This window comes from Nostoc sp. UHCC 0302 (genome assembly GCF_038096175.1).
In the GTDB taxonomy this organism is placed as follows: Bacteria; Cyanobacteriota; Cyanobacteriia; order Cyanobacteriales; family Nostocaceae; genus UHCC-0302.
This window is the reverse complement of the sequence record NZ_CP151099.1, coordinates 62,637-88,510: the sequence shown is the minus strand read 5'-3', so window position 1 is coordinate 88,510 and position 25,874 is coordinate 62,637. Positions and strand designations below refer to the sequence as shown.

Sequence of the window (25,874 nt, the reverse complement as noted above, 5' to 3'; positions counted from 1 at the left end):
AGAATTGGTATTACAAAATCTTCAGCAAACACAACTTCAATTGTTGCAGCATGAGAAGATGTCTGCCTTGGGCAATCTTGTAGCTGGTGTAGCTCATGAAATCAACAATCCTCTTGGCTTCATTGCCAGCAATTTGCAGCCTGCGATTGATTACGTTAATGATTTGTTTAAGCTAATTGACTTATATCAAACTAAGATTCCTGAAACAGAACTAGACATTGCAGACGAAATAGCTGCCATTGACTTGGACTATGTGCGAGAAGATTTGCCTAAGTTAATTAACTCAATGAAACTCGGAGTTGAACGCATCAGCTATATCAGTACGAGTTTACGTACTTTTTCTCGCTCTGACAAAGACTATAAAGTGCCTTTTGATATTCATGAGGGTATCGACAGCACTATTCTGATTCTCAAACATCGGTTGAAAGCCAGTGAAGACCGCCCAGAAATCAAAATTATCAAGGAGTATGGCAATTTACCTCAAATTGAATGCTTTCCAGGACAACTAAATCAAGTATTCATGAATATTTTGGCGAATGCGATCGATGCTTTGGAAGACTCCAATCAAGGACGCAGTTTTGCTGAGATTAGCGCCCAGCTAAACCAAATTACGGTAAAAACAGAATCCTCAGAAGATGGGCAATCCGTGCTGATTCGCATTCGAGATAATGGCATTGGTATGACAGATCAGTTAAAACAAAAGATTTTTGAGCATTTCTTCACAACCAAAGGTGTAGGAAAAGGCACTGGATTAGGATTAGCGATCGCTCATCAAATTGTGATAGAAGAACACGAAGGAGCGCTCACAGTCAACTCAACCTTAAGTAAGGGAACTGAGTTTGTAATTACACTCCCAGTCAAAGTTACTGCAAGCAAATCTGTACAAAAGATAATGGTTAAGAGTGGGGAGTAGAGACGCGATTATACTCTTACGAGAAGTCGCTCTTCGAGTGTCTACGCGTCTGTGCAGGAGAGGGGGTGATGAGGGAGCAAGGGAACAATAACTAATCACCAATGACAAATGATGACTGATAGGATGGGGAAAAGCTAAAGATTTGTACTTATGACTATTCTTGATATTGCTTCTCCCCTAATTACGAGCGCTCAAAAAACTCGCCAAGCTGCTAGTAAACTAGTACTTCTTTCTACTGAGGCGAAAAATCAAGCTATTGAAGTGATCGCCCAAGCTTTAGAATCGGCTAGAGATGAAATATTACAAGCAAATATTGCTGATTGTGAAGCCGCTGCTGCTGAAGGTATTTCTAAACCACTTTATAAGCGTTTGCAATTGGATGAACATGAGTTAAGAGATGCGATCGCTGGGGTGCGAGATGTCGGAAAGTTAGCTGATCCTGTGGGTAAAGTGCAGATTCATCGCGAACTTGATTCTGGTTTAGTTCTCAAGCGCATTACTTGTCCTCTGGGTGTTTTGGGAATTATTTTTGAAGCACGTCCAGAAGCGGCGATTCAAATTGTTTCTTTGGCTATCAAATCGGGTAATGGCGTCATCCTTAAAGCTGGAAAGGAAGCTGTTCGTTCTTGTGAAGCCATAGTGAAAGCAATTAAGCAGGGATTATCTCAAACTAGTGTTAACCCTGATGCAGTACAGTTGCTAACAACTAGAGAAGAAACTTTAGAACTTTTGAAGTTAGACAAATATGTGGATTTAATTATTCCTAGAGGTTCTAACTCTTTTGTGAGGTTTGTGCAGGATAATACTCGAATTCCTGTACTAGGTCATGCTGATGGAATTTGTCATCTTTATATAGATAAAGCTGCTGATATTGATCAGGCAGTCACGGTTACTGTTGATGCTAAAGCACAATATCCGGCTGTCTGTAATGCTATTGAAACTTTGCTAGTTCATCAGTCAATTGCCAAAGATTTCTTACCAAAAGTTGCTGAGGCTTTGCAAGAACGTAAAGTAGAATTAAGAGGGGATAAGCGTACTTTAGGAATTTTACCAAATATCGCAACTGCAACAGCAATAGACTGGCAAACAGAATACAGTGATTTTATCTTGTCCATTAAAGTTGTGGATTCTATAGAAGATGCGATCGCTCATATTAATGAATATGGTTCTCGCCATACTGATGCGATTATCACTGAAGATTCTGCGGCTGTTGAAAGTTTCTTTGGACTGGTAAATTCAGCCAATATATTTCACAACTGTTCTACTCGCTTTGCTGACGGTTTCCGCTACGGTTTTGGTGCAGAAGTCGGGATTAGTACTCAACAAATGCCACCCCGCGGCCCTGTTGGTTTAGAAGGATTGGTAACATATAAATATCAAATGACTGGTGATGGTCATATTGTGGCCAGTTACACTGGGGCTAATGCTAAAGCTTTTACTCATCAAGATTTTGTTTAAAACATCTTCCTTGCGTCTTTGTGGTTAAACAATTATTTTTTACCACAAAGACACGAAGACATTAAGAAAAATCGATTTTTGCTAATAGTACTTCTGTAAAGTCTAGGGAAATACCACATTTATTTAACAGCAAATTCAGTATATTTTCTTAGTTCAGCAAGTTGAAAAGCTAGAACTATTTTAGTTTTAGGGATGCCAGCACTAACCAGTTCATTTGCAATACCAATTTCAGTTCCGTCTCTTTGAATCCAGATTTTATCGTTGATAATATCAATGTGGATTAAGCATCCATGTACCCGTTGTTTATTTTCCCAACCAAGTGTTAGTAACAAATAGTGGTTTTCATTTTTGTCAATAATAAACTGTCTTTCTAGTTGTCCGTAAGCGTAGGGAAGTTGGGAGTATTCGCTTAATATTTTTTGAATGATTTGGCGGTAATTATCTAAGGTATCCATTCTAAAATTACCTCTCGTTCTGAATCAAAGACAAGTAAACTAAGACGCTGATTTTCTATCAATATTTTACCAATTGGTTCTTGAAACAGTTCTGAGTAGGTTTATTGACGAACAGCAAGATACAATCGGCGGCTTGGTTCTAAGCGACTGAGAATATCGTAGTATAAAATATATTGCCCCAAAGCGTTTTCAAGATCGGCTACTGGAGAAGCACCAATAAAGCTTTTAATTTCTACTGCTATTTTTTGTCCGCTTTTTTCTGCGGCTATAAGTTTTTCTGCTCCTAAATCAATATATAAATCTCTTGTACCCCATTTTAAGATAAATGGATCGTTGGTAATATACCAACTCTCTTTTTCAAGAGAGTTTCTCACAGCATTATGATAAATATCTTTGGCTGGCATAGTATATTAGTAATTAGCTTTTAAACTAATGCTTTTAGTAACGCCTGAAGTTTAAGTTGCACTTCTGCAAATTCTTTCTCAGGATCAGACCCGGCGACAATACCAGCACCTGCGTAAAGCCTGGCGCGATCGCCATCGATTAATGCTGAACGAATGCCAACAATAAATTCACAATTACCTTGAGAGTCTATCCAACCTAATGGTGCAGCATATAAGCCTCTCTCAAAGTTCTCATAACGACGAATTTCAGCACAAGCAACATCTCTAGCTGCGCCTGCAACGGCTGGTGTAGGATGCAGTTGAGAAACAATCTGTAAGGGGTGTACACTAGCAGGAACTATGGCACTAATTGGCGTCCACAAATGCTGAATATTAGATAATTGTCGTAGGCGTGGTGCTAATACTTGAGGCAATAAACCTAGCTGCGATAGGCGTTGAGTTATAAAATCAAGTACTAATAAATGTTCGTGTTTTTCTTTTTCGCTATTTAGTAAGCGATTGGCACTAGCAGCATCTTCAGCAGGTGTTTTACCTCGTGGTGCAGAACCTGCCAAAGCATCAGTGATTAACTGCTGATTATTAATACTAATTAATCTTTCTGGGCTTGCACCTATAAAGTTTTGCCCTTTACCATTACTTGTTGAAAATATATAACAATTAGGATGCACTTGTCTGAGATTATTTAACGATTTAAATAAATCAAAATGATTGCTTGACCTTACATCCAAGGTATCAGCTAATACTATTTTACTTAAATGACTAGAACGAATTTTTTCTAAAGCAGAAGATACAGAACGCTTAAATCTAGCCGCATCTACTTCAGATTTTTTGCAGAAGCTTGAAGAGAATAAATCAATTTTAGGCGAATAATAATTTAAAGATTGAATATGCTCAATTTTGCTTTGTACAGTTTGCAAAATTTTTTTAATATTGACACTAGCATTGATAATTGTATTAGTTACTAATGTACAACGCTGATTTTTAACAGCTACTTGCCAACGTGGTAAAAACACTGTAGCAGATGGAAATGGATAATCTGCTTGGATATTTTTATCAAAAAAACTAAAGTAACAAAAAAAGTGAGGCCCAGAAAAAGGTTGGTTAACATTAGCAAAATTAACTATATTTTTTAGACATGATTTGATAAAATTTTCGGCTTTGGCAAATCTGTCTGTACCGTCAATTTGTAATTTTGCTACAGCATCAATTGCTGCGATCGCTTCTCCTTTGCCTCTATCCTCAAAGTAAAAATTTATTTCATTTGCTTGTGTAAGCTGATCTAATACAACTAGGGGGTCAACCAAATCAATCGCTTGCGAGATACTGACAATTTGCCTGCAATTATTTTTGACGCACTTTTCTTGCACTCTTAAAAGAAATTGATATAAATCTTTGTGTTCTACAAAGAACTTGCTCCGACATGGTGAAACTGTCATGGATTTAAGGATAGTAAATTTTTTTTAAGTTATCTTCCTAAAGTGTAATTAATCATGGTCGTATTTCTACAGGTAACATATTAAGTCGCCATTTTACCAGCGTAGGCTTTGCCTTGTTTGTGGTGTTACAATACCCGGACAAGCTAAGCTTAGTTTTGGGTTGCAATTTAACGGTGAGTGTTAGCTAAGTATGCCTAAAAAGCCAGAGTAAAAGCATAAATTTTCACACTTCATTAGCATTTTGTGTCTCTTTAAATAATAAAATCTAACGTGTACGTAGTATTCTCAGAATATAATTAATCACGACTGATGACTACCAAGCAAATTTTATATCCCAACACTAAGTTATGGATGGCGGCTATTAAACCGCCAATGTACAGCGTTGCCATCATACCGATTTGGGTAGGAACAGCTGTAGCATTTGCAGAAACCAAAGTTTTTAATAGTGCAATATTTTCTACTTTTGTTGCTGCGGCAATTTTAATTCTGGCGTGGGAAAACCTGAGTAATGATGTTTTTGATTCGGAAACGGGTATTGATAAGAATAAACACCATTCTTTAGTAAACTTAACTGGCAATAAGTCACTAATATTTTGGATAGGAAATTTCTGTTTAGGTTTGGGTTTGTTGAGTATAGTAGCGATCGCCCTTTGGCAACAAGACCCAACTGTCATCGGGATAATTTTGCTTTGCTGTGCATTGGGCTACACTTACCAAGGCCCACCCTTTCGCTTAGGATACCAGGGTTTAGGCGAGATTATTTGCTTTTTTGCCTTTGGGCCATTGGCAGTAGCGGCAGCATATTATAGCCAAACCCGAACTTGGTCAATGACGAGTTTAGCAGCCTCAGTAATTGTTGGTATCGCCACAAGTTTAATTTTGTTTTGCTCACACTTTCACCAAGTTAAGGATGATATAGCTGCTGGGAAGCGCTCGCCTATCGTCCGCCTGGGAACCGAAAAAGCTGCCCAAGTCTTAATTTGGTTTACTATCAGTATTTATCCCCTCAGCTTAATATTTGTGCTATTGGGAGTTTTCCCGGTTTGGACGTTGCTAAGTTGGCTGAGTTTACCCTTTGCTGTCAAATTATGCCGCCATGTGCAAGAAAATCATAATCAGCCGGAAAAAGTCAGTAACTGCAAATTCATTGCTGTAGCTGTGCATTTCTGGAGTTGCTTGCTGTTGGGCGTGGGATTTATGCTCTAATGGTCATTTGTCCTTTGTCATTTGTATGAAAAAAGACACAGAACGATGTTGATAATTAGCTTGATTTGACCATAGTGGCTTACAAATTTGATTTTCGTCCTTATCGACGACGATTTGTGCGATCGCTTACCACAAGTCATGGTAATTGGGATATGCGTGATGGCATTATTCTCCGCCTGACCGATGAAACAGGCAGAGTTGGCTGGGGAGAAATTGCTCCCATCAGTTGGTTTGGTTCCGAAACCATAGAACAAGCCTTAGAATTTTGTCACCAACTACCAGCAGAAATCACAGACAAGATAATTTTCTCCATCCCAGATGAGTTACCTGCTTGTCAATTTGGTTTTGAGTCAGCGTTTGAGGGATTAGGGATTAGTGACTGGGGACTGGGGACTGGGGAAGATGAGGAAGATGAAAAAAATAATCTTATAACTCCTAACTCCTGTACAGATGCGATTAATGAGCCAGCGCGTTGCGGTGAATCATCGCTGCGGGAGGGTTTCCCCCGTTGTAGCGACTGGCGTCGCGTCTCTACTTCCTCACTTTCCTACAGCGGTTTATTATCGGCTGGAGAAGCGGCTTTAAATCAATGGGAAACTTTATGGCAGCAAGGATATCGCACGTTTAAATGGAAAATTGGTGTAGATGCGATCGCTAATGAACTAAAAATTTTTGAGTCCCTGACGCAGGCGTTACCAGCATCAGCAAAATTGCGATTAGATGCCAACGGTGGACTCAGCTATGAAGAAGCAAATTTATGGCTGTGGAATTGCGATAATATCCAGGCAAATCAAGCATTACCATTAGAAATTGAATTTATTGAACAACCCCTACCTGTGGGGCAATTGCAGGGGATGTTGGAATTGAGTATGTGCTACAGAACTGCGATCGCTTTAGATGAGTCTGTTGCCACACTCAAGCAACTTGAACGCTGTTATCAACAAGGTTGGCGAGGGATTTTTGTAATTAAACCTGGGATAGTCGGTTCACCATCTCGTTTAAGACAATTTTGTCAACATCATAAAATTGATGCTGTATTTTCATCAGTATTTGAAACTGCGATCGCAAGACTTGCAGCACTCCAATTAGCAGCAGAATTATCTCTACATAATAGGGCGGTTGGTTTTGGTGTTAACCATTTTTTTGAACCAGAAGAAACTTGGCTTCATAACATATGGAACGAGCTTTAGCATACTTCAAAAATTTTGCTCAACGTGACTTGCTGATTGGTTTTAATAGCCTTCAGTTTCAGCAAACATTTGAAAAATTATATTTAGAACTCACACATTTGTCAGCTTGTGGAATTCCACCAAAAATCGTTTTAGCTGAACGCGAACCAGTGCAATTTTTGGCAAGTTTTATCGCCGCTTGTGCAGCTAATTGTCCAGTTTTTCTTTGTAACCCAGACTGGGGAAAGCAAGAATGGCAACAAGTATTCGATTTAGTACAGCCAGATATTATTTGGGGCATGGCGCATGGGGCATGGTGCATAGAAAAAAAGAATAATCCCCAATGCCCAATGCCCAATTGCATAATGATTCCTACGGGTGGTTCATCAGGACAGATTAAATTTGCTATGCACACTTGGGAAACTCTCACGGCGTCCGTGCAAGGTTTTAAAGCATACTTTCAGTTACAACAAATCAATTCTTTTTGTGTATTGCCGCTATATCATGTCAGCGGCTTAATGCAGTTTATGCGTTCTTTCACTACCAGAGGTAAACTAGCTATATTGCCATTCAAAGCAATAGAATCTGGTCAAATATTAAATCTTCAACAATCAGAATTTTTTATATCTTTAGTACCAACACAGTTACAACGGATTCTACAAAATCCAGAGTTAACAGAGTGGCTCTCTCAATTTAAAACTGTACTTTTAGGAGGTGCGCCAGCATGGAATGAACTCCTAGAAAAAGCAAGATTCCATCATATAAGTCTAGCACTTACTTATGGCATGACAGAAACTGCTTCTCAAATTGCCACCCTTAAACCCCATGATTTTCTCAAAGGTAAAGTTAGTAGTGGCAAGATTCTTCCCCACGTTCAAATAACAATTCGTAATCAACAAGACGAAGTTTTAAAATCAAATCAAATCGGAACTATTAACATTAATGCTCAATCTTTAGCCCTTGGTTACTATCCTCAAACCTGGGACAATCATAATTATTTCCAAGTAGATGATTTAGGTTATTTAGACGAGCAAGGTTATTTAAATATTGTTGGGCGTAACAGCGATAAAATAATTACAGGCGGTGAAAATATTTATCCAGCAGAAATCGAATCAGCTATCCGAGCTACTAAAATGGTTATGGATGTTTCTGTCATCGGCATACCAGATCAACACTGGGGGCAAGCATTAACAGCCATTTATATTCCTAATGACTCAAATACCCACACCTCAGAAATTCAAACCCTACTCAAAGACAAACTTAGCAAATTTAAAATCCCTAAACATTGGATTCCTCTGCCAACTTTACCCCATAACGCCCAAGGTAAAATTAATCGTCAACAGCTACAGCAAATAGCTCAAGAATTCTTAAATAAATCATCACATAACCTCTCTTGACTTTCTTCTCTCTGCGCCCTCTGCGTCTCTGCGGTTCGTTTCCAACCACTGTATTATTTCATCAGGTAATTCTTGCTTACTTCTACTATTTGCATCAATACAAACGTGTCTAGTTACAGCCTTAGCAATTATTACATCAGTCCCTGTAATATCGTAAGCAATTTCAAACTTCTCAACACTTATTTTTTGGGGCATTAAGCTAATTACCAACTTATCGCCGCAGAATATGGGGCGCAAAAAATCAACATTCGCATGAACAATCGGATAAGCCACAGAAGGATTAGTAAAAAAATCTTTGAGATTAATGCCTGATGCTCTTAAAGATTCTTCATAAGCTTCATGACAGATACTCAAAATATTTGCAAAATAAACTACCCCAGCAGCATCAGTGTCTTGAAAATGAACCGTGCGGTTGTATGTGAAAGACATTTTTCAAAATGAAAACATAAAAATAGTAGGCTGTAAGCCTACTTTACTAATTAATTTTACTCTAGGTACAACAGTTATCAATTTAACGGGTAATATCCCTAGCTATCTAATTGGTATACAAAGCAGGTAAACTGAGGAAAGCACCTAGCAGCAGTAAAAAATTAGTGATAGTAAAGTTGCCTCGCCATCGCCCAGAACGAAAATTCAGTAATATCAAACGAATAGTATTAGAATGTTCACTCATTGAGTGCGTGCATTGTGGGGCAGAATTAGCGCTACGCAGACCAAGACACATGCGTAAAACCATTCAAACAATGGATGGTGCAGTATTTGTGGCAGGCAAGAGTAAAGAATGTACCAATCATAGTTGCACACATTTTGGTAAACATTACTACGCGACTGGCGTGTTAAAATACAGTCTGCCTTACAGTACTTATGGGCTAGACGTGCTGGCATTTATTGGTTGGCAACATGAAAATGAGCATCAACAGTTGGCAGAAATTCGGCGCTTATTAAACCAGCGTGGTGTTGAAATTAACGAAAGCAATGTAGGTAAGCTATACCGTCAATTTCTGGCACTATTGGGTGGAACGATTGCACATACACAGGAGAAATTAGCTGCCACAGCAGTCCATCATGGTGGCTTGATTTGGGCAATAGATGCCTTACAGCCCGAAGGCCACGGAACCTTACTGTATGTATTGTACGAGGTATTAAGCGGTACACCAGTAAGTGGAATTCAGTTACCACAGGCACAGGCACAAAGGTTAATTGAGTGGCTGCAACCATATAAAGAGTTACCGTATAAAGTGCTAGCAACATTGTCAGATGGGGAAAAATCAATCATTGCGGCAATGAATTCAAGTTGGCCAGATGCACCCCATCAACGTTGTCAAGCCCACTTTCTCAGTAATTTAAGTGAAGTGGTGCTGCCATTAGACACAAAGCTCAGACAGCAATTAAAAGCAGATTTAGATGATCTGCCAAAAGTCCCTGAGTACTCAGAAAGAGCCCAACACCCAGGCTCCGAACAGCAGCAAGACAGTCTCCCTTTTTTTCAGGAATCCCCTATTTGTCACGAGACATAGAGTTAATGGCAATCGAATCCCAGATTCGGGCTGCGGTTCGGGATTGTGTCAATCGCACCAGTCGCAAACCTTTTCGCTGGGGCGGTTTAAGCGGCTACCAGCAATTAGAAACTATTGGACAGATACTACGTAGTTTACCATGTCGAGAACTTGATACAGATTATTTGTCTCTCTTGTCAGTATGGATTGACCAAGCCTTAAGTAGCAATCGTTCATTAGCCTCCGACTTAGAAGAAACACACAATTGGTTGCAACGAATTGCAGAATGTTTGCACTATCCTGAACAAACCAGTCCACGCATTGATTGCGCGACCGATGTTACACAAACTGTAAAATTACCTTTAACAAGTTTTCAAGTTCGGCGCGAAATGGAAGAGTTATTACAGCAATTTCAGCCCGACCCTCAACAAAATCCCGCACAGTTTGCCTTGAAGAAAAAGCTACAAAAACTATGGCATAAATACGGTACTGATTTATTGCACTGCTATGACATTCCTGGCTTACCGCCAGATAACTTGAAAATGGAAGCTATGTTTAGCCTTTTGCGTCGCAATCAACGGCGAATTAGTGGGCGCAAATCAACTGCCGAATTACGTGATTTTGGGCAATATCAAGTTCTTTTCTTCGCCGAAAGTGAACAAATGTTGCTGACACAAATTCGGGAAGTGCCTGTAGCGGAATACAACACTCAACGTCGCAGATTAGCAATGGATGAAGCACCCCGTCAACAAAAACATCGCCTTCATCGTCATCCAGTTACCACAATACAAGCTTTAGTCGATCAACATACGGAACTTCTGACTGTGCTTGAGTCTCAAGCCCTGAAATACCAATTAGATAGCTAGGGGGTAATATATATCTTCAGAAGTAGGGTTGAGGTAGGGACGCTGCACATCAATTGAATGTTGTGCAAAGTGTTGATCAATCTCTCTCATTCTTTCTTCCATCGCATTTTTACCTTTTTGCCAAGCTTCCAGCAAAGCATTCGCTAAAATTTGGCAACGGTTCATCCCAAAACTTTCCTGTGCAGCGAATTTTTCGGTTGGTTCTTCAGCTAAACCTAGTCCTGGGGCTAAAAACTTCGTGAATAGAGGTATTTCTGGCTGGAAATAAGATTGATGTTGTGTATAAATAACCTGAAGGATGCTACGGATTGCTGGATAATCGTCGAGTTCAAAGTACAGCACGCCGGAATCATAGCGTTCGTATGCAGCAGGATTGTAGAGAACCTGAAAGTTAAAGGGAATCGCGGCTGCATTGAGTTGCTGCGTCAGGCTTTCCATGAGGGCGATCGCACCACCTGGAGTAAAATTAAAATAGATTCTTCCTGATCCAAAATCCACATCTGGATTACTCTGCTGTTCCTGCCCAACATTACTAACTGCTACATAACAACCGTTGTGCAGTCGATTTTTCGGCATCCAGATAGCTACCATCTCACCCGCTTTAGCAGATTTCATACTGGGTTTGAGATGGCAATCTGGCTCAATATGTAGCGTTAAACCACCTTTAATCACCGCCATACTACCATCAGGCTCTTGCCGCAACACCTGCCAGCTAGGATCAAAGTAACCTATTCCGTGATTGCTTGAGTGCAATTGCTCATAAAATTCCCAATCAATCCCAAAGATGCAATCGTTTTCTAAATTATGATAAAGCGTGTAATTACAGCTATCAGAATTAACTGCCAAAGTGGTTTGTAAGGAACCATTGTAATAGATTCCGTAAAGGAAATTCCGCAGTAGTAAGGTGAGATATTTACGTTGTAGAGCCACCGAAGTTTGCTGAAATCTTTGAGCTACTTTAGTCGGTAGAGCAAAGGGTTGATAGTTGGGATGATGAATACAAAAGTTTGGCTCAATCTCGATATTACTGGCAATGTCGAATAAGGAAGTTAACAGTTGATTGGTAGAAGAATTTGGCATTATCAATTTAGAACTCAAAACTCATAATCACCGTTTACACAGCATTAACAATAGGAAAAATTTTTATCAGATAAAGCCTTTATTCAGACTTCTCTCTGTGCCTTTGTGGTTCACTCAAAGCGTTTTTCAGAAATTACATAATATTGTTAGATGAATCTATTTTTTTCATCACCTTTATGCTATATACCTTAAATTTATAACAATGAAAATAGGCTCTAAAAAAATTTAATATGTCAACCTTTAATTTTTAGTTACATCTTGTATTTTACTCTTTCCTACCCTTAACAACCCCGTAGCCGAGTCTTTTCGTAATAAATGCGAAGCAATTGCTGTTCCTTTTCTGGTTGAGGAAGTTTATGGAGGTTTGCCACAGGTTTTAGAATTGTAGACTCAGAGATACCAAAAATTGTTAACACAGATTGTTCAGGCATAGTGAGTAAGTTTTTAGCAACTTGCAGCATACAGATATCACTGTTGTTAAAATATTTGCGGCTAGTAATCATATCTTGAATCTGATGAATCAGTGCTAACCCTGCAAACTGGATAACACGCAGAATAAAATCATGCTGGTACTCCAAAATCATGGGGAAAGCATTTAGATAAGACCTAATTAGAGCAACTATTGAAGGTTGTAGAACTTCTAGCGGCGTCATTGCCAGATGGAGTGATTCTTCTAATTCAATGGTAGGATCTACTACAAGGCTCGAAAGCCAAATTTGTAAATAGCTGGCGAGTAAAGTTCCTAAATCAAAGGCTGGATCTCCCCAAGAGCAAGCTTCCCAATCAATTAGTCGCACTAAGCAATTATCTAGCTGTTCCCATCTAGAATGAACCAAAATATTGTTTAAAGTTAAGTCGTTGTGCGTTAAACAGCAAGGTTGCCAGTTATATGCTAAATCAGCAATTGCTGATTCTAAACTTTCATAGCGCTGATAAAGAACATAGAATTTTAGCGCATCTGTAGGAACCACACCAAAAATATCCGGTCCAATTGAGTTTATTCCTTGTGCTGGATTGTAAAAGCCATAACGAAATTGCCCTTCGGGAGCAGTGGACATAAAATCCTTATACTCTCGACGATTGAAGGTTGCACGATGCAGTCCTGCCAACGTAGTGCCAATGGCAGAAGCAATTTCTGGTAGAAAAATATCATTTTTCTGGTAATACTGCCCGAGCTCTAAATATTCGCTGAGATAATTACGGACAAGTATAGAATTTTCCTGATCAAAATGTAGCACTGATGGAGCGATCGCAGAAATATTTCCCAAAACTGGAAACTGCCCAAGCAATTGCCCAAACAGCCATTCATTAAAAAACTCATGCGGCGTTTCATCATTATTAGTGATGCTTTCTTGTTTAACCAGCAGATTACGATTGTCTGCTAAAGTCACCAATAAATTGAAATTCTTCTTGCTATTTTTTGGCAACTCAGATTTATCTGATGCGCCATCTTCTGAGCTACACAGACCTGCATCTCGCAGATACTGGATAACGTTTTGAGAAGACAGTGATAATACCATGTATTATTTCCTAGTTCCTAAAATTGCGGAGAGAATCACCTATGTCGGGATTGGCTTAGTATTAGCAGTTAGCAGTAGATAGCAACTATGTATGAATAACAATAATGATAGTACTATCTACTAATATCCTATCTGTTAGACAAAAACTTGCCAAAATGGCATTAAACACTTTATTTTTTCTTCAAATTTTACTCTTATACACTATTCCAACTTTATAGCTTTCAGCATATTTGCTTAAATGCATTTAGAGTAAAATTGGCGGGAGATCAAGATTAACAGCAAAACAATAATTGGTAGCAGATGTTGCTTGCTGCTTAACAGCTATTAATTAATGAGAATGGCTACTTATCCTAAATCAGCGTGTAAAAAGTAGTATGAATAACAATTATGTCATTCTCTAAGTAGCAAAGAATATAGGAAAACCTTCGCGCCTAAAAGTATGACATTCGACACTATTATTTTTATTTATCATGGCAAAGCCAAGATAACCGGACACTTTAGACAGGTAATAATTAATTTTTTGTATTGGTTTGATAATTGCTTCCTAACCGCCTAAGTAGAATTTCACTTTTGACTTTTGTCAGTGCTAACCTGTTAACAACAGCAGACACAGGTCTGACAAAACGCATAAAATTAATGTTTTGTCAAGTTAAATAGGGTCTAGTCATAGTTACTAAACCGCTTGCAAAAGTTATTAATTTAGCGAATTAAACTCAAAAATCAAAAAATTTGTTGGCTATCGCCTTTATTGTGACTTTTCTTTTTACAAAAATTGATTTTTATCCCAAGTCTGCTATTTAGCTCAAAGAAAAATTAGTACCTATTGACTTCGCGACATAGATAGGGTGGCAAGGCCAAGTCTAGTGTAATATATATGTACTAATACAACATTGTAAATTATGCAAAAATTTGATTCACCATTAACGTTAATGCCAGCATACCCAAAATTGTCATTAGTCCTGCTGGCATAAATTTGCGTGTTTTAGCTAATCTAAATGCAAAAAATACTACTAAAATGGCAGTAATAAACACTGCTAAAAATAGTCCCAGGATTTGTCCTTGTAGTTGAAGATAAGCTGTGAAAATTAGTAATAAACCGCTAATGCCCCCACTGAAAAGCGAAACTTGGCTGTTAGCCTGAATGTAGCCAATAATGCCACCAATAATCGCTAATACACCGTAGGAAAAGGCAGCAATTATACTTAAATTCATTGTTAAAACCTATGTAGATTTTGACTTTACTACCAGGGTCAGCAGACAATTTACCATAGCTGTTTAGCGATATCACCCAGTTGATTGATGGATAATCAAGCGATGCCAATGGCAAGTACTTACTCCTATGCACAGGTTCAATATCTCCAGCGCCAAGCAGCCTCACTTTTACTGTACCAATCTGTCCTCCAATGCGAAGTGGGGATAGCATTTCTTGACCTGTTGCAAGCTATACGTTACACTGATGCCGATGCACGAGGTTGTCTTCAAGCCTATGGTAGCTACTTCCATGCCTTGGCTGCGAGAAATCAAAATTGGGAAGACTACCTAATTAGTCAAATTCTCATCTGTGAAAATCCCTTTACAAAACTGGCACAACAGCGGGAATTTAAAGATTTACCTCCTGCTTTAATAGCGGCAGTTCGGCATGATTTACAAGTATTACAAAGTCTCTATGAATGTAGTACCGCTTGTTTAAGTGAGTGGGTGCAAACAGTAGCCCATATGCTTGTCTCACCTGTAGTGTGGTATCAAGAACCAGCAGCGGTAGAAGTAGAGGCAGGGTTGATTACGTCTCTACAACAGTTGGAACATTGGAGTGATGCTGTAGAAGATTTAGCAGCTTATTATCGGCAATTTGGCTCTGGTATATTCGCACAATACCATGCTTTCCGCTGGCAATCTGGGCAGTTTATCGGTATTCAGTATCCCGATTCAGTAAAGCTGAGTACGCTTATAGGTTACGAGTCTCAGCGAGATGCTTTGCTTAAAAATACAGAGTTTTTATTATCAGGGGAGACAGCGCTGCACGTATTACTGTACGGGAGCCGCGGTTCTGGAAAATCTTCTTTGGTGAAATCTTTATTAAATGAATATAGCAACCGCAATCTTCGCTTGTTAGAAGTGACAAAATCAGAATTGCAAGACTTACCAGAAATTGTAGAAAAGTTGCAGGGAGCGTCACAAAAATTTATCATTTTTGTTGATGACCTTTCTTTTGAAGAAGATGACGATGCCTTTAAATCGTTGAAAGTGGTATTAGAAGGCAATTTAACCGCTAGACCTCAAAATGTAGTTGTGTATGCCACTTCCAATCGTCGCCACTTGATTCGGGAGTTTTTTGTTGATAGACCTGCTCCCAAAGATAACGATGAAATTCATGCATGGGATACGATGCAAGAGAAACTTTCGTTTAGCGATCGCTTTGGACTCACCTTAACTTTTGAGCCAGCCAATCAGAAGACTTATTTAAAAATTGTCCGGCATTTAGCAGCACAAGCCAGTATTAATATTAACGAAGAAGACTTAGAATATCAAGCATTACAATGGGCAACTCGCCATAATGGTCGTTCTGGGCGTACAGCCCGGCAATTTATTGATTTCTTAAAAGCAGATATAGCAGTTTTTGGTGTGAATAACAAGACATTAGATATGTGATTTAAAAATAATTATTTAGTAATTTTATTTTTTGTAACTTACTCGCTATGTTTTATGCACAAATACCTACAGCAACCGGAGATTTTAGAATTACTATGTGAAAGTTAATGTCTTTAAACACTATCTATTCTAACTACTTAAACCATGCTAAAAATTAGCAATATGCAATCGGTAATGGTAAGCAATAGATTCATCTTAGGCATAGTTGCCTTTAGTGTGAGTTTTGGGCTTAGTCTTGTTCCCAATTGGGATTTGAGTAAAGCCTTTTTTACAGGTGTAATTACTGTAATTGCTACCTATATAGCAGCATTGTTTGTGGATAAACGACGCAGAAATTATGAAATGCTTATTTTAGGTTCTCTCCGTAAGAAAATTCAAGAGAGAGAAGGATTAAAGTCACGTATTGTTAGAGAAATAAACCAAATTGAAGAACAGCGACATTTAATCTACACAGACTCCATACAGCTACAAAATCAAGTAGCAGAATGCCGCAGTCAAAGAGACAGCCTTAATAGAGAGTTAAGCACTTTTTCCGCTCAAAAAAAGCAGCTACAAGCTGAAATAAGCAGCTTAACAACTAAACTAGATAATTTGGATAAAAGTCAAGCAGAGCTGAATAATTCATGTTCTACCCTGACAGCAGAGAAACGTCGTTTAGAGTTGAATTGTAATGTATTTCGCGCTGAAGCTACTCAGTTACAAAATCACATTTCTGAATTACAGCAGCAAAAACAAGAACTTGAAAGTAATTTAACCCTATTAGACAGACTCAAACCCCAGCTTGAAGAGAAACTACATGAACTACGAATTAAAATTCAAGAGCTTGAAAGTGAGGTAAATAAAGAGAATCAATTACTTATAGCTACAATAAATGAAAGAAAAAATATAGAAGCTAGTCTGAATTCTTATCAAACTCAAATAGGCGCGCAACAAACTGAGCTTACAAATCTGCAAGGGCAAATTTCATTACTGCAAGAAGAACGAGATGGATTGCAAAGCCAAGTTTGGGAATTGTTTCAACAAATAGAAACAATCAGTTTAGAGCCTTTATCTAGTCAAGTAGAAGAAAATAATGGTGAATCGTTTCCTTTTTCAGAATTAATTGAACCTATAGAATCAATAGGTAATAGATTAGATATATCGGATAATTTACCCATAGAATGGACTAATTTATTGCAAAAGCTACCATCACACGAAATTCAGGTTTTAAAAGCCATAATTGAGCAAGAAAACCCCAAGGCGATGATTAAGCAGATTGCCGAAGCCAATATTACTATGCCCAATCTCTTAATTGATTCTATAAATGAACAAGCAAATGATATTATTGGTGAATTAATAATTGAGCCTACTTCGGAAATACCAGAAGTTTATGAAGAGCATATGATTAATGTCAGAAAAATGATCGCGACTTATGAAAACCTTATGGCTAGGCACACTTCATCCAATTAAATAATTCTTGGTGTCGTCAGATTATTAGTAAGGTGAGTATAAGCCTTACTTAGTGGCTGCGTGCCTCTGCGCTTAAAATAAAGTGAAGTTAACTACATGGCAAAGCTCAAAATCTCGAAAAAAATATCTACTGCTTTAATAAATTCTCTGAGTGCAGGAGTAGTACCAAGAGTAGGAGTTGAACATATAGCAGTGGGGCGAGAAAAAGAACTAAACAGCCTATTACAAAATCTCAACGATATTGCAGAAGGTGTTGCAGCATTTCGTTTTATAATTGGCAATTATGGTTCAGGAAAAAGCTTTATGCTACAACTTGTTCGTAACCGTGCTATGGAGCAAGGTTTTGTAGTAGCTGATGCTGATTTATCCGCCGAACGCCGATTAGCAGGAAGCAACAATGAAGGTGTAGCAACTTATCGAGAATTAATGAGCCGTCTAGCGACAAAAACTCGTCCTGATGGCGGTGCTTTAGTCTCAATTTTGGAAGGATGGATTAATAAAATCCAGCAAGAAGTAGTTAAAGAAACCGGGATGCGTCCTACTGAAGATGGTTTTGATGACAAAGTTGAATCCAAAATTAGAGAAGTGGTTCAGTATATTGAAGATTTAGTTCACGGTTTTGATTTTGGTAACGTTATTATTGCTTATTGGCGCGGTTACCGATTAGATGATGATGAATTAAAAAACTCGGCAATGCGCTGGTTGCGGGGAGAATTCACTACCAAAATTGAAGCAAAAGCTGCTTTGGGAGTGCGGGTGATTATTGATGATAATAGTTGGTATGATTACATCAAGCTTTTCGCAAAATTTATAGCTGAAATTGGTTATAAAGGACTTTTAGTGCTGCTTGATGAAGCTGTGCATATATACCAAATATCAACTACGGTTACTAGAGAAAAAAACTATAACAGACTTCTCGCAATGTTTAATGATACTATGCAATGTAAAGCAGAACATCTTGGCATTGTTATCGGTGGTACAACCAAATTTTTAGAAGATCCAAACCGAGGACTTTTTGCAGATCAAGCTTGGCGAAGACGTACAAAAGAAAGTCGTTTTGTCACGCAAGCTGGTGTTCAGGAGTATTCTGGGCCTGTAATTCGGTTAAATCCGTTAAGTGAAGAAGAAATCTTAACGCTTTTGCAGCGCCTAAATGAAATTCATGCTGTTAATTTTGGCTATGAACAGGCTTTGACAAATCGTGAGTTAAAAGAGTTTGTGCAAGAAATTGTCAACCGCTTAGGTGCAGAAGCGTTGTTAACACCTGGGGAAATTGTGCGGGATTTTATGAGTGCGGTGAATATTCTTCACCAAAATCCAGAGCTTTCGTTTGGTGAACTAATTCATGGCTCTAAATTTAAACCCACTGCTGCGGGGAAATTTGTAGATGAAGGTGATGCAGCAGAATTTAGTTTGTGATTAATTAACAAAAAATTTAATAACAAAGAATTTAGGAGTCAGAATTGAGAATTTAATTCTGTGCAACTTTAGACTTATGCTCAGGCTTATACCAATTCACGAAAATTCTGATATATATAGATTTATCGTAGAGGCATGGAATTGCCATGCCTCTACCAGGGTATTTGTATCATTATTAAAATGAAATGGTATTACCGCTGAATTTCCTACTTTCTTGTTCTGAATTCTGCATTCTTTTTCAATTGATTACAGATGGCTTGTAGCTATATAGCCAGTTGTGAAATTCATTTATAGGCCTCATTTTTGGCTGTTGTTGTGTCTGCTCAACAGAGTTTTCTGTTTCGTAGTAGCGCATTTCACCCAAAGCACTCTGCTTTTGGATGATTTGAGTGCGATCGCTCCGCCGCTGTTCGTAGCTAGTAAGAGCTGCTTCTAGAGTAGATGACTCAGATAAGCAGGCTTGCAATTCGTATGCATCTTCAAAGGTGCTATTTGCTCCTTGTCCGATCGCAGGAGCCATTGGATGAGCTGCATCACCTAAAAGAGTTACTCGGCCATGGCTCCAGTGAGATAAAGGTGGGCGATCGCAAATCGGGCCTTCCCAAATTTCTTGGGCTGGTGTTGCTTCTACTACTTCACGAAAGGATTCATCCCAACCAGCTAATTCATTCAAAATACGAGATTTGACCTCATCAGCATTTCTAGAAAGGGAGCAATCAGGCGATAATTTACGACTAATCCAACTGGTATATCCTTCGCCTACGTTAAGAATATACATGAACTGTTTATTGCCTTTAATAAAAACTGTTTCATGGGAATCAAATAACTCGTGATGATACTTGAGGACAGAACGCCAACACATACTCCCCAAAAAATTAGCCTTGCCTTCTTTAAATAAAGTTTCTCTAATCACCGAGTTAACGCCATCAGCCCCAATCAGCAAATCGGCATATACTGTTTTCCCATTATCAAAATTTATTTCCACAGTGTTTTCATTTTGTTCAAACCCGATGCAGCGATGATTGAGGTGAATTATGTCCGCTGGCAATCTGGATGCCAATGTTTGCTGCAAACGCCACCACCAAACAGTTAACAATGGCCGTCCGTATAGTTCTATGTTGCGGCTTGGTATTTCTCGGATGGTTTCTCCGGTACTGCTCTTGATAAGTATGTGGCGAACCGGACAACCAGAAATTGTTAGAGTCTCGACTATTCCTGGTGCGATCGCATCTAGACAATTTAATCCGTTAGGAGTTAGTCCTAAGCCAGTGCCTGCGGGACGAAAATCTTGTGCTTTTTCGTACACTTGAACGTCGAACCCAAGGGTTCGCAGTGCTATGGCAGTAGCTAAACCGCCTGGGCCAGCACCGATGATGGCAACTTTCTCTACTATCGGTTTGGACAATTTATGAGTTATATCTGTTTTTGGCATATTCCTTATAAATGTTAATTCAATCAGGTCAAAATTACAGCATGTAAATATCGTGCTTGTTAAGTACTAATTTATATAATTTATTTGGTATTGTAAAAATGTAATGATAAACTTTTTTCTAACAATAGATAGACAATATTTTATTACTAGTGAGATAAGTAATTTAAAGCTTTTTATGCTAAACAAAAATTAAATAGATAATAAATGTAATTATTTGTAGTAAAATCATGCAAGAAAATTCCTTAAATTCACTTACTTCAAACTCTATTAACCAAGAAATGGAAATAGCCACACCGGAGGAAGTAAACTTATCGTTGAATATCAATAATATATCCTATTCGCTGAAACTGGAACCTCGCGTCACCTTATTAGATGCACTGCGGGAAAAACTCGGTCTTATGGGTACTAAAAAAGTTTGCGATCGCGGAGAATGCGGTGCTTGTACCGTATTGGTTAATGGTCGGCGAATTAACTCTTGTATGACCTTAGCAGTTATGCAAGTTGGTACAGAAATTACGACTATCGAAGGATTATCAAAAGATGGTGAACTTCATCCAATGCAAACAGCATTTATAAATCATGATGCTTTTCAATGTGGATACTGCACATCTGGTCAAATTGTCTCTGCCGTAGGGATGGTATTAGAAGAAACCCCAAAATCTGAAGCAGAAATTCAAGAAAAAATGAGTGGAAACCTTTGCCGTTGTGGAGCTTATCCAAACATTGTAGCGGCGATTTGGGATGTGCTAGAAGGAAATAAAGATGCAGCCATTTAGTTATGCTAAAGCTGTCTCAAAAGAGGCAGCGATCGCTACTGTTGAGCAAGATAAAAATGCGACGTTTATTGCTGGTGGCACAGATTTACTCGGATTAATGAAAGATGGAGTAAAAACACCTAGTAAATTAGTTGATATTAATAGTTTGCCTTTAGCAAATATTGAATTCCAAGATTCTGGAATCCGTATTGGTGCAGTATGTAAATTGAGTGATGTAGCTTTTCACCCCAAAGTTCAAGAGTTCTATCCAGTAATTGCTCAAGCTTTGCAACAAAGTGCTTCACCTCAATTACGAAACATGGCAACAGTAGGCGGTAATTTGTTGCAACGAGTCCGCTGTGGCTACTTTCGCGATCCAGTTTTTCCTTGTAATAAACGCACCCCAGATATAGGTTGTTCGGCGATTCCAGGCTACAACCGAATGCACGCTATTTTCGGGGCGAGTGAACATTGTATTGCTGTTAATCCCTCCGATTTAGCCGTTGCTCTTATGGTATTAGATGCAGTCATTTGTATTCAAGGCGTGGAGCAAGAACATCGAATTGCAATTGATGATTTTTATTTATTGCCAGATGAAACACCAGAAAAAGAAACTTTATTACAGCCTGGAGAACTAATTGTTGCTGTTGAAGTGCCATACCTACCCAAAAGACGATCATATTATTTAAAAATTAGAGACAGGGCTGCTTATGAATTTGCTCTCGTTTCGGTTGCTGTTGCTTTAGAAGTAGAACAAGAAATTATTAAATCAGCACGAATCGCTTTTGGGGGAGTAGCGCCCAAACCTTGGCGTGCTTGGGAAGTTGAAGAATTTCTGCAAGAAAAACCAATCAACACAGCGACGTTTACAGCCGCTGCTGAAGTTGCTGTCAAAGATGCAAAACCGCAAGCACACAATGAATTCAAAATTGAATTACTTAAACGCGCTTTGATACGTGCGCTCTCAATTGTCGGAGTAGAAGAGGCAGGGGGCAGGGGAGACAAATAACTGACTTTTAACTCTTAATGCCCAATGACCAATAACAAATAACAAATGACAAATGCCCAATGACAAATGACAAATAACAAAATTATCGGTAAACCATTGGATCGCGTTGATGGCAAGCTTAAAGTTACCGGAGCAGCGCCATATACAGCCGATGTATCAATAGAAAATCTGACTTATGGCGTGATTTTTCAAAGTGTGATCGCTAAAGGCAAAGTTATTGAAATAGACACATCTACAGCAGCATTGGCTCCTGGTGTAATAGATATTATTACTTATAATCAAACCCCAAGTTTAGTTAAAATACCCTTTTTTGGTAATAAAGAAACTCTGCCAACCGAGAAAGATGACAACATTTATTACAATGGTCAACACTTGGGAGTAGTAGTTGCAGAAACCTTAGAGCAGGCTGAATCTGCCGCATCTTTAATAAAAATAATCTCCGAAGAAGAACAGCCTACAATCACAATGGCACAAGCACTATCAGAAGTGTTTGAGCCAGAATCAATCTTTTTTGGGATTATGCCTGGGAAAATTACTAGAGGAGATGTTGAATCTGGGAAAGCTCAGGCAGATGTAACTATAGAGCAGGTTTATACAACACCAATAGAACATCATAATCCCCTCGAACCTTCTGCGACTATAGCAATGTGGTCGGGGGATAATTTGACACTGTATGAAACCACTCAAGGCATTTCTTCAACACAACGGGGTATCGCCGCCGTTTTGAATATTCCGCCAGAAAACGTTCGTATCATCTGCAAGTATTTAGGCGGAGGATTTGGTTGTAAAGCACTGTTACGGTCTCATACTATTTTGGCAGCGATCGCAGCTCGGCAAGTCAAGCGCCCTGTAAAAATAGTGTTAACGCGATCGCAAATGTACACTGCTTGCGGCTACAGATCCCAAACCCAGCAACAACTTACCTTGGGTGCAACTAAGGAGGGTAAGTTAACCGTTATTACACACACAGGCACATCCTTAACATCTATCTTTGATGACTTTGTGGAACCTGTGGGTGCAGCAACTACGATGCTCTACGCTTGTCCTAATTTACAAGTGAAATACCGTCTGGCTCGTATCAATGCCGGCACACCAACCTTTATGCGTGCGCCGGGAGAAGCGTCTGGAATGTTTGCCCTAGAATCCGCAATGGATGAACTAGCATCCGCTTTAAATATTGATCCAATTGAATTGCGACTGCGAAATCATGCAGATATTGATCCGCACACAGAACTACCTTGGTCAAGTAAATCCCTAAAACAATGTTACCAACAGGGAGCAGAAATTTTTAGTTGGTCACAACGCAACCCAATTGAGCGTTCGATGCGGGATGGGCATTTTCTAATTGGTTGGGGAATGGCAAGTGCGACATTTCCCACCAACTCAGGAACCACATCAGTAAAAGTAGAAATTTTTGCCAATGGAGAGGTAAAAGTAAAGAGTGGAACCCAAGATATTGGCACAGGTACTTATACAGTGATGACTCAGGTTGCTGCTGAGGCATTAGGCTTACCCAGCCAACAGGTGCAGTTTGAATTAGGTGATAGCAATCTCCCGAAAGCTCCAATTACAGGGAACTCAATTACTGTTGCGAGTGTTTCTCCTGCTGTACATAAAGCAGCCACTGCTGCCAGAATAAAAATGGTTGAAATGGCAACAGCAGATGCGAATTCTCCGCTTTATGGATTTCAAGCAGAAGATATAACCGTCGAATCAGGGCAAATATTCTTAAAACAAGACCTCGCAAAGCGGGACAGCTATACCGAGATTCTCCACCGTCAGGGGTTAGATAGTTTAGAAGTCACAGAAGAAACCTCACCTAGCCCAGAGAGTAAACAGTACTCAAAACACTCCTTTGGAGCCATCTTTGTCGAAGTCGCTGTTGATGAATTGCTGGGAGAGATTAAGGTAAGACGTTGCGTAGGCGTTTATAGTGCAGGGCGAATACTCAACTTCAAAACAGCGCGGAGTCAGGTGATAGGTGGGATTACTTGGGGAATCGGTATGGCGCTGATGGAGAAGACGGTAATGGATGCTCATCATGGCAGAGTGGTTGGTGCGAATCTTTCGGATTACCTAATTCCCGTTCATGCCGATATACCACAAATGCAAGTGCAATTCGTTGAAGAACACGATGCTTATGTCAATGCTTTAGGAACAAAAAGCCTGGGAGAACTTCCCATCGTTGGGGTAGCTGCTGCTATTTCTAATGCTGTTTATCATGCCACAGGCAAGCGGATTCGCGACCTGCCAATTACACCAGACAAGTTGCTGTGAAATTGAAAGCTAGAGAAGGATCTGACTTTTGACGTAAACTGGAAAACCTCTCCTCGAATAGGGAAAAGGTTTGGAACTTTCCCCCTTCCCTAGCAAAAAAGGTGCTTAGGAGGTTAGGTTTCGGGTTGTTTTTTTCACATTCAAAATTTGCAACCCATAACTTTCTGAAAATAGTTGTCTTAATTGTTAATTTAATAACTTGTTTAAATTTAAGAGAATCAAAAATAAAATTATTTATCTTTACCCAGTGTTTTATAATACCTCTTTAACCATGTTGTTTAACATACTACAGATTTAAGGAAAAGTTTGATGAATCAGTGGCAATCTACTCGTCAATTAAGGAGATATTTGACTGAATTAGCTGGCGCTTATATTGTTAAACCTTGGCAGTCTATAAGGCAGTGGTATATACAACCAATACGAAGTTATAGGTATTCTTTGTGGAGCGTTGTGTCCTTAATTTTGGTCGGAGTTAGTTTTAGCATCCTAATTGCTGCTTGTTCTTCACGTAATATCAATAACACTGAGAATGCTGGTACAACTTCCCAGCGTGATGCAACCTTAACCTTTGTTTCCTACTCAGTTACCAGTGCAGCATACCAGCAGATTATTCCCAAATTTACCGAACAGTGGAAGAAAGAACACAACCAAAACGTTACTTTTAATCAAAGCTATGATGCATCAGGTTCTCAAACTCTTGCTGCCGTGATTGAGGGTAAAGAAGCTGATGTCGTACACCTATCACTTGCTCTTGATATTAATAAACTTGTTGAAGCAGGTTATATTCAACCGGGTTGGGAAAAAGAAGCACCTAATAATGCAATTGTTACCAAATCTTTAGATGCGATCGCCATCCGTCAAGGTAATCCCAAAAATATCAAAACTTGGGCAGATTTGGCACAAGATGGCGTCAAGGTAGTTACAGCTAACCCTAAAACCTCTGGTGCTGCTCGTTGGAATTTTCTAAATCTCTGGGGTTCTGTGACAAGAACTGGGGGAAATGAAAATCAGGCAGTAGACTTTATCTCCAAAGTCTATAAGAATGCGCCTTTGTTACCTAAAAATGCTCGTAATGCCAGCGATCTGTTCTTCAAAGATGGTCAAGGTGATGTTCTACTCAACTATGAAAAGGAGATGATTTTATCAGCACAAGATGGCGATAAAATCTCATATATTGTGCCTGATCTAAATATTTCCATAGACAATCCTGTTGCGGTTGTAGATAAAAATGTCGATAAACATGGGACTCGACTTATTGCAGAAGCATTTATCAAATTTCTTTACACCCCAGACTCACAAAGAGAGTTTGCCAAATTGGGATTTCGTCCTGTTGACCAGATGATCGCGAAAGAAACGGAAAACAATTTTTCCCAAATTAAAACTGTTTTCAAAGCTGAAGATTTAGGAGAATGGGACGAGATTCAGCAGAAATTCTTTGATGAAGGTGCAGTGGTTGACAAAATTATGGCTAAAGAATCTTAGAA

General features: G+C 39.0%; 23 protein-coding genes. 14 read left to right on the top strand and 9 right to left on the bottom strand.

The features are described from left to right. The first annotated feature begins 4 nt into the window (after positions 1 to 4). On the top strand, positions 5 to 913 hold the full coding sequence (locus tag WKK05_RS00370) for an ATP-binding protein (RefSeq protein WP_341527853.1): 909 nt from the start codon (positions 5 to 7) through the stop codon (positions 911 to 913). A 150-nt stretch (positions 914 to 1,063) separates the two neighbouring features. After that, positions 1,064 to 2,371, top strand: a complete 1,308-nt coding sequence (locus tag WKK05_RS00365; RefSeq protein ID WP_341527852.1) for a glutamate-5-semialdehyde dehydrogenase — start codon at positions 1,064 to 1,066, stop codon at positions 2,369 to 2,371. Between the two features lie 119 nt (positions 2,372 to 2,490). Here WKK05_RS00365 and WKK05_RS00360 read toward each other — a convergent pair whose 3' ends face one another. The 3 genes from WKK05_RS00360 to WKK05_RS00350 all read right to left on the bottom strand — a co-directional run bounded on the left by WKK05_RS00360 (position 2,491) and on the right by WKK05_RS00350 (position 4,666). Then, on the bottom strand, positions 2,491 to 2,826 hold the full coding sequence (locus WKK05_RS00360) for a XisI protein (RefSeq protein ID WP_341527851.1): 336 nt from the start codon (positions 2,824 to 2,826) through the stop codon (positions 2,491 to 2,493). A gap of 101 nt (positions 2,827 to 2,927) precedes the next feature. Further along, positions 2,928 to 3,230 (bottom strand): XisH family protein, encoded by a 303-nt coding sequence (locus WKK05_RS00355; RefSeq protein WP_341527850.1) that lies wholly within the window; start codon positions 3,228 to 3,230, stop codon positions 2,928 to 2,930. Positions 3,231 to 3,250: 20 nt separating this feature from the next. After that, positions 3,251 to 4,666 (bottom strand): isochorismate synthase MenF, encoded by a 1,416-nt coding sequence (locus tag WKK05_RS00350; protein WP_341527849.1) that lies wholly within the window; start codon positions 4,664 to 4,666, stop codon positions 3,251 to 3,253. Positions 4,667 to 4,975: 309 nt separating this feature from the next. Here WKK05_RS00350 and menA point away from each other — a divergent pair, with 309 nt between their 5' ends. From menA to WKK05_RS00335, 3 genes are all read left to right on the top strand, one after another. Then, positions 4,976 to 5,872, top strand: coding sequence for a 2-carboxy-1,4-naphthoquinone phytyltransferase (menA, locus tag WKK05_RS00345; RefSeq protein WP_341527848.1), 897 nt, complete (start codon positions 4,976 to 4,978; stop codon positions 5,870 to 5,872). 74 nt (positions 5,873 to 5,946) lie between these two features. Beyond that, positions 5,947 to 7,062 (top strand): o-succinylbenzoate synthase, encoded by a 1,116-nt coding sequence (locus tag WKK05_RS00340; protein ID WP_341527847.1) that lies wholly within the window; start codon positions 5,947 to 5,949, stop codon positions 7,060 to 7,062. Beyond that, the gene (locus WKK05_RS00335) at positions 7,047 to 8,438 is read left to right on the top strand and encodes a 2-succinylbenzoate--CoA ligase (protein ID WP_341527846.1); all 1,392 of its coding nucleotides are present in this window, start codon (positions 7,047 to 7,049) and stop codon (positions 8,436 to 8,438) included. Before WKK05_RS00340 ends, WKK05_RS00335 begins: the two co-directional genes overlap by 16 nt. On the opposite strand, the gene WKK05_RS00330 is transcribed toward WKK05_RS00335, so the two are convergent. Continuing rightward, positions 8,421 to 8,867 carry a thioesterase family protein gene (locus WKK05_RS00330; RefSeq protein ID WP_341527845.1) on the bottom strand — a complete coding sequence of 149 codons (447 nt, stop codon included), beginning with the start codon at positions 8,865 to 8,867 and terminating at the stop codon, positions 8,421 to 8,423. The two genes, WKK05_RS00335 and WKK05_RS00330, sit on opposite strands and share 18 nt — an antisense overlap. Before the next feature lie 106 nt (positions 8,868 to 8,973). Beyond that, a complete protein-coding gene (locus WKK05_RS00325; protein WP_185592387.1) occupies positions 8,974 to 9,111 on the bottom strand; it encodes a hypothetical protein in 138 nt (45 codons plus the stop codon). Positions 9,112 to 9,160: 49 nt separating this feature from the next. Here WKK05_RS00325 and WKK05_RS00320 point away from each other — a divergent pair, with 49 nt between their 5' ends. Next, positions 9,161 to 9,955, top strand: a complete 795-nt coding sequence (locus tag WKK05_RS00320; protein ID WP_341527844.1) for a hypothetical protein — start codon at positions 9,161 to 9,163, stop codon at positions 9,953 to 9,955. A 5-nt stretch (positions 9,956 to 9,960) separates the two neighbouring features. Continuing rightward, positions 9,961 to 10,800, top strand: a complete 840-nt coding sequence (locus tag WKK05_RS00315) for a hypothetical protein (protein WP_341527843.1) — start codon at positions 9,961 to 9,963, stop codon at positions 10,798 to 10,800. Here WKK05_RS00315 and WKK05_RS00310 read toward each other — a convergent pair. From WKK05_RS00310 to WKK05_RS00300, 3 genes are all read right to left on the bottom strand, one after another. Then, the gene (locus WKK05_RS00310) at positions 10,789 to 11,880 is read right to left on the bottom strand and encodes a T3SS effector HopA1 family protein (protein WP_341527842.1); all 1,092 of its coding nucleotides are present in this window, start codon (positions 11,878 to 11,880) and stop codon (positions 10,789 to 10,791) included. The genes WKK05_RS00315 and WKK05_RS00310 overlap by 12 nt on opposite strands. Before the next feature lie 281 nt (positions 11,881 to 12,161). After that, positions 12,162 to 13,400: a phosphotransferase gene (locus tag WKK05_RS00305; RefSeq protein WP_341527841.1), complete on the bottom strand. Its 1,239-nt coding sequence runs from the start codon at positions 13,398 to 13,400 to the stop codon at positions 12,162 to 12,164. 897 nt (positions 13,401 to 14,297) lie between these two features. After that, the gene (locus WKK05_RS00300; RefSeq protein WP_341527840.1) at positions 14,298 to 14,612 is read right to left on the bottom strand and encodes a TMEM14 family protein; all 315 of its coding nucleotides are present in this window, start codon (positions 14,610 to 14,612) and stop codon (positions 14,298 to 14,300) included. An 87-nt stretch (positions 14,613 to 14,699) separates the two neighbouring features. Between WKK05_RS00300 and WKK05_RS00295 the strand changes: the two genes are divergently transcribed. The 3 genes from WKK05_RS00295 to WKK05_RS00285 all read left to right on the top strand — a co-directional run bounded on the left by WKK05_RS00295 (position 14,700) and on the right by WKK05_RS00285 (position 18,917). Next, positions 14,700 to 16,049 (top strand): ATP-binding protein, encoded by a 1,350-nt coding sequence (locus tag WKK05_RS00295; protein WP_341527839.1) that lies wholly within the window; start codon positions 14,700 to 14,702, stop codon positions 16,047 to 16,049. Between the two features lie 162 nt (positions 16,050 to 16,211). Further along, positions 16,212 to 17,498, top strand: a complete 1,287-nt coding sequence (locus WKK05_RS00290) for a tellurite resistance TerB C-terminal domain-containing protein (RefSeq protein ID WP_341530978.1) — start codon at positions 16,212 to 16,214, stop codon at positions 17,496 to 17,498. A 96-nt stretch (positions 17,499 to 17,594) separates the two neighbouring features. Further along, the gene (locus WKK05_RS00285; protein WP_341527838.1) at positions 17,595 to 18,917 is read left to right on the top strand and encodes an ATP-binding protein; all 1,323 of its coding nucleotides are present in this window, start codon (positions 17,595 to 17,597) and stop codon (positions 18,915 to 18,917) included. Between the two features lie 238 nt (positions 18,918 to 19,155). On the opposite strand, the gene WKK05_RS00280 is transcribed toward WKK05_RS00285, so the two are convergent. Continuing rightward, the gene (locus WKK05_RS00280; protein WP_341527837.1) at positions 19,156 to 20,349 is read right to left on the bottom strand and encodes an NAD(P)/FAD-dependent oxidoreductase; all 1,194 of its coding nucleotides are present in this window, start codon (positions 20,347 to 20,349) and stop codon (positions 19,156 to 19,158) included. A 227-nt stretch (positions 20,350 to 20,576) separates the two neighbouring features. Between WKK05_RS00280 and WKK05_RS00275 the strand changes: the two genes are divergently transcribed. The 4 genes from WKK05_RS00275 (at position 20,577) to WKK05_RS00260 (ending at position 25,872) form a co-directional block, all read left to right on the top strand. Continuing rightward, the gene (locus WKK05_RS00275; protein WP_341527836.1) at positions 20,577 to 21,125 is read left to right on the top strand and encodes a 2Fe-2S iron-sulfur cluster-binding protein; all 549 of its coding nucleotides are present in this window, start codon (positions 20,577 to 20,579) and stop codon (positions 21,123 to 21,125) included. Next, positions 21,112 to 22,113 (top strand): xanthine dehydrogenase family protein subunit M, encoded by a 1,002-nt coding sequence (locus WKK05_RS00270; protein ID WP_341527835.1) that lies wholly within the window; start codon positions 21,112 to 21,114, stop codon positions 22,111 to 22,113. The genes WKK05_RS00275 and WKK05_RS00270 overlap by 14 nt, the downstream gene beginning before the upstream one ends. A 66-nt stretch (positions 22,114 to 22,179) precedes the next feature. Then, the gene (locus WKK05_RS00265) at positions 22,180 to 24,390 is read left to right on the top strand and encodes a xanthine dehydrogenase family protein molybdopterin-binding subunit (protein WP_341527834.1); all 2,211 of its coding nucleotides are present in this window, start codon (positions 22,180 to 22,182) and stop codon (positions 24,388 to 24,390) included. Positions 24,391 to 24,699: 309 nt separating this feature from the next. Beyond that, positions 24,700 to 25,872 carry a sulfate ABC transporter substrate-binding protein gene (locus tag WKK05_RS00260; RefSeq protein WP_341527833.1) on the top strand — a complete coding sequence of 391 codons (1,173 nt, stop codon included), beginning with the start codon at positions 24,700 to 24,702 and terminating at the stop codon, positions 25,870 to 25,872. The last annotated feature ends 2 nt before the right edge of the window (positions 25,873 to 25,874 follow it).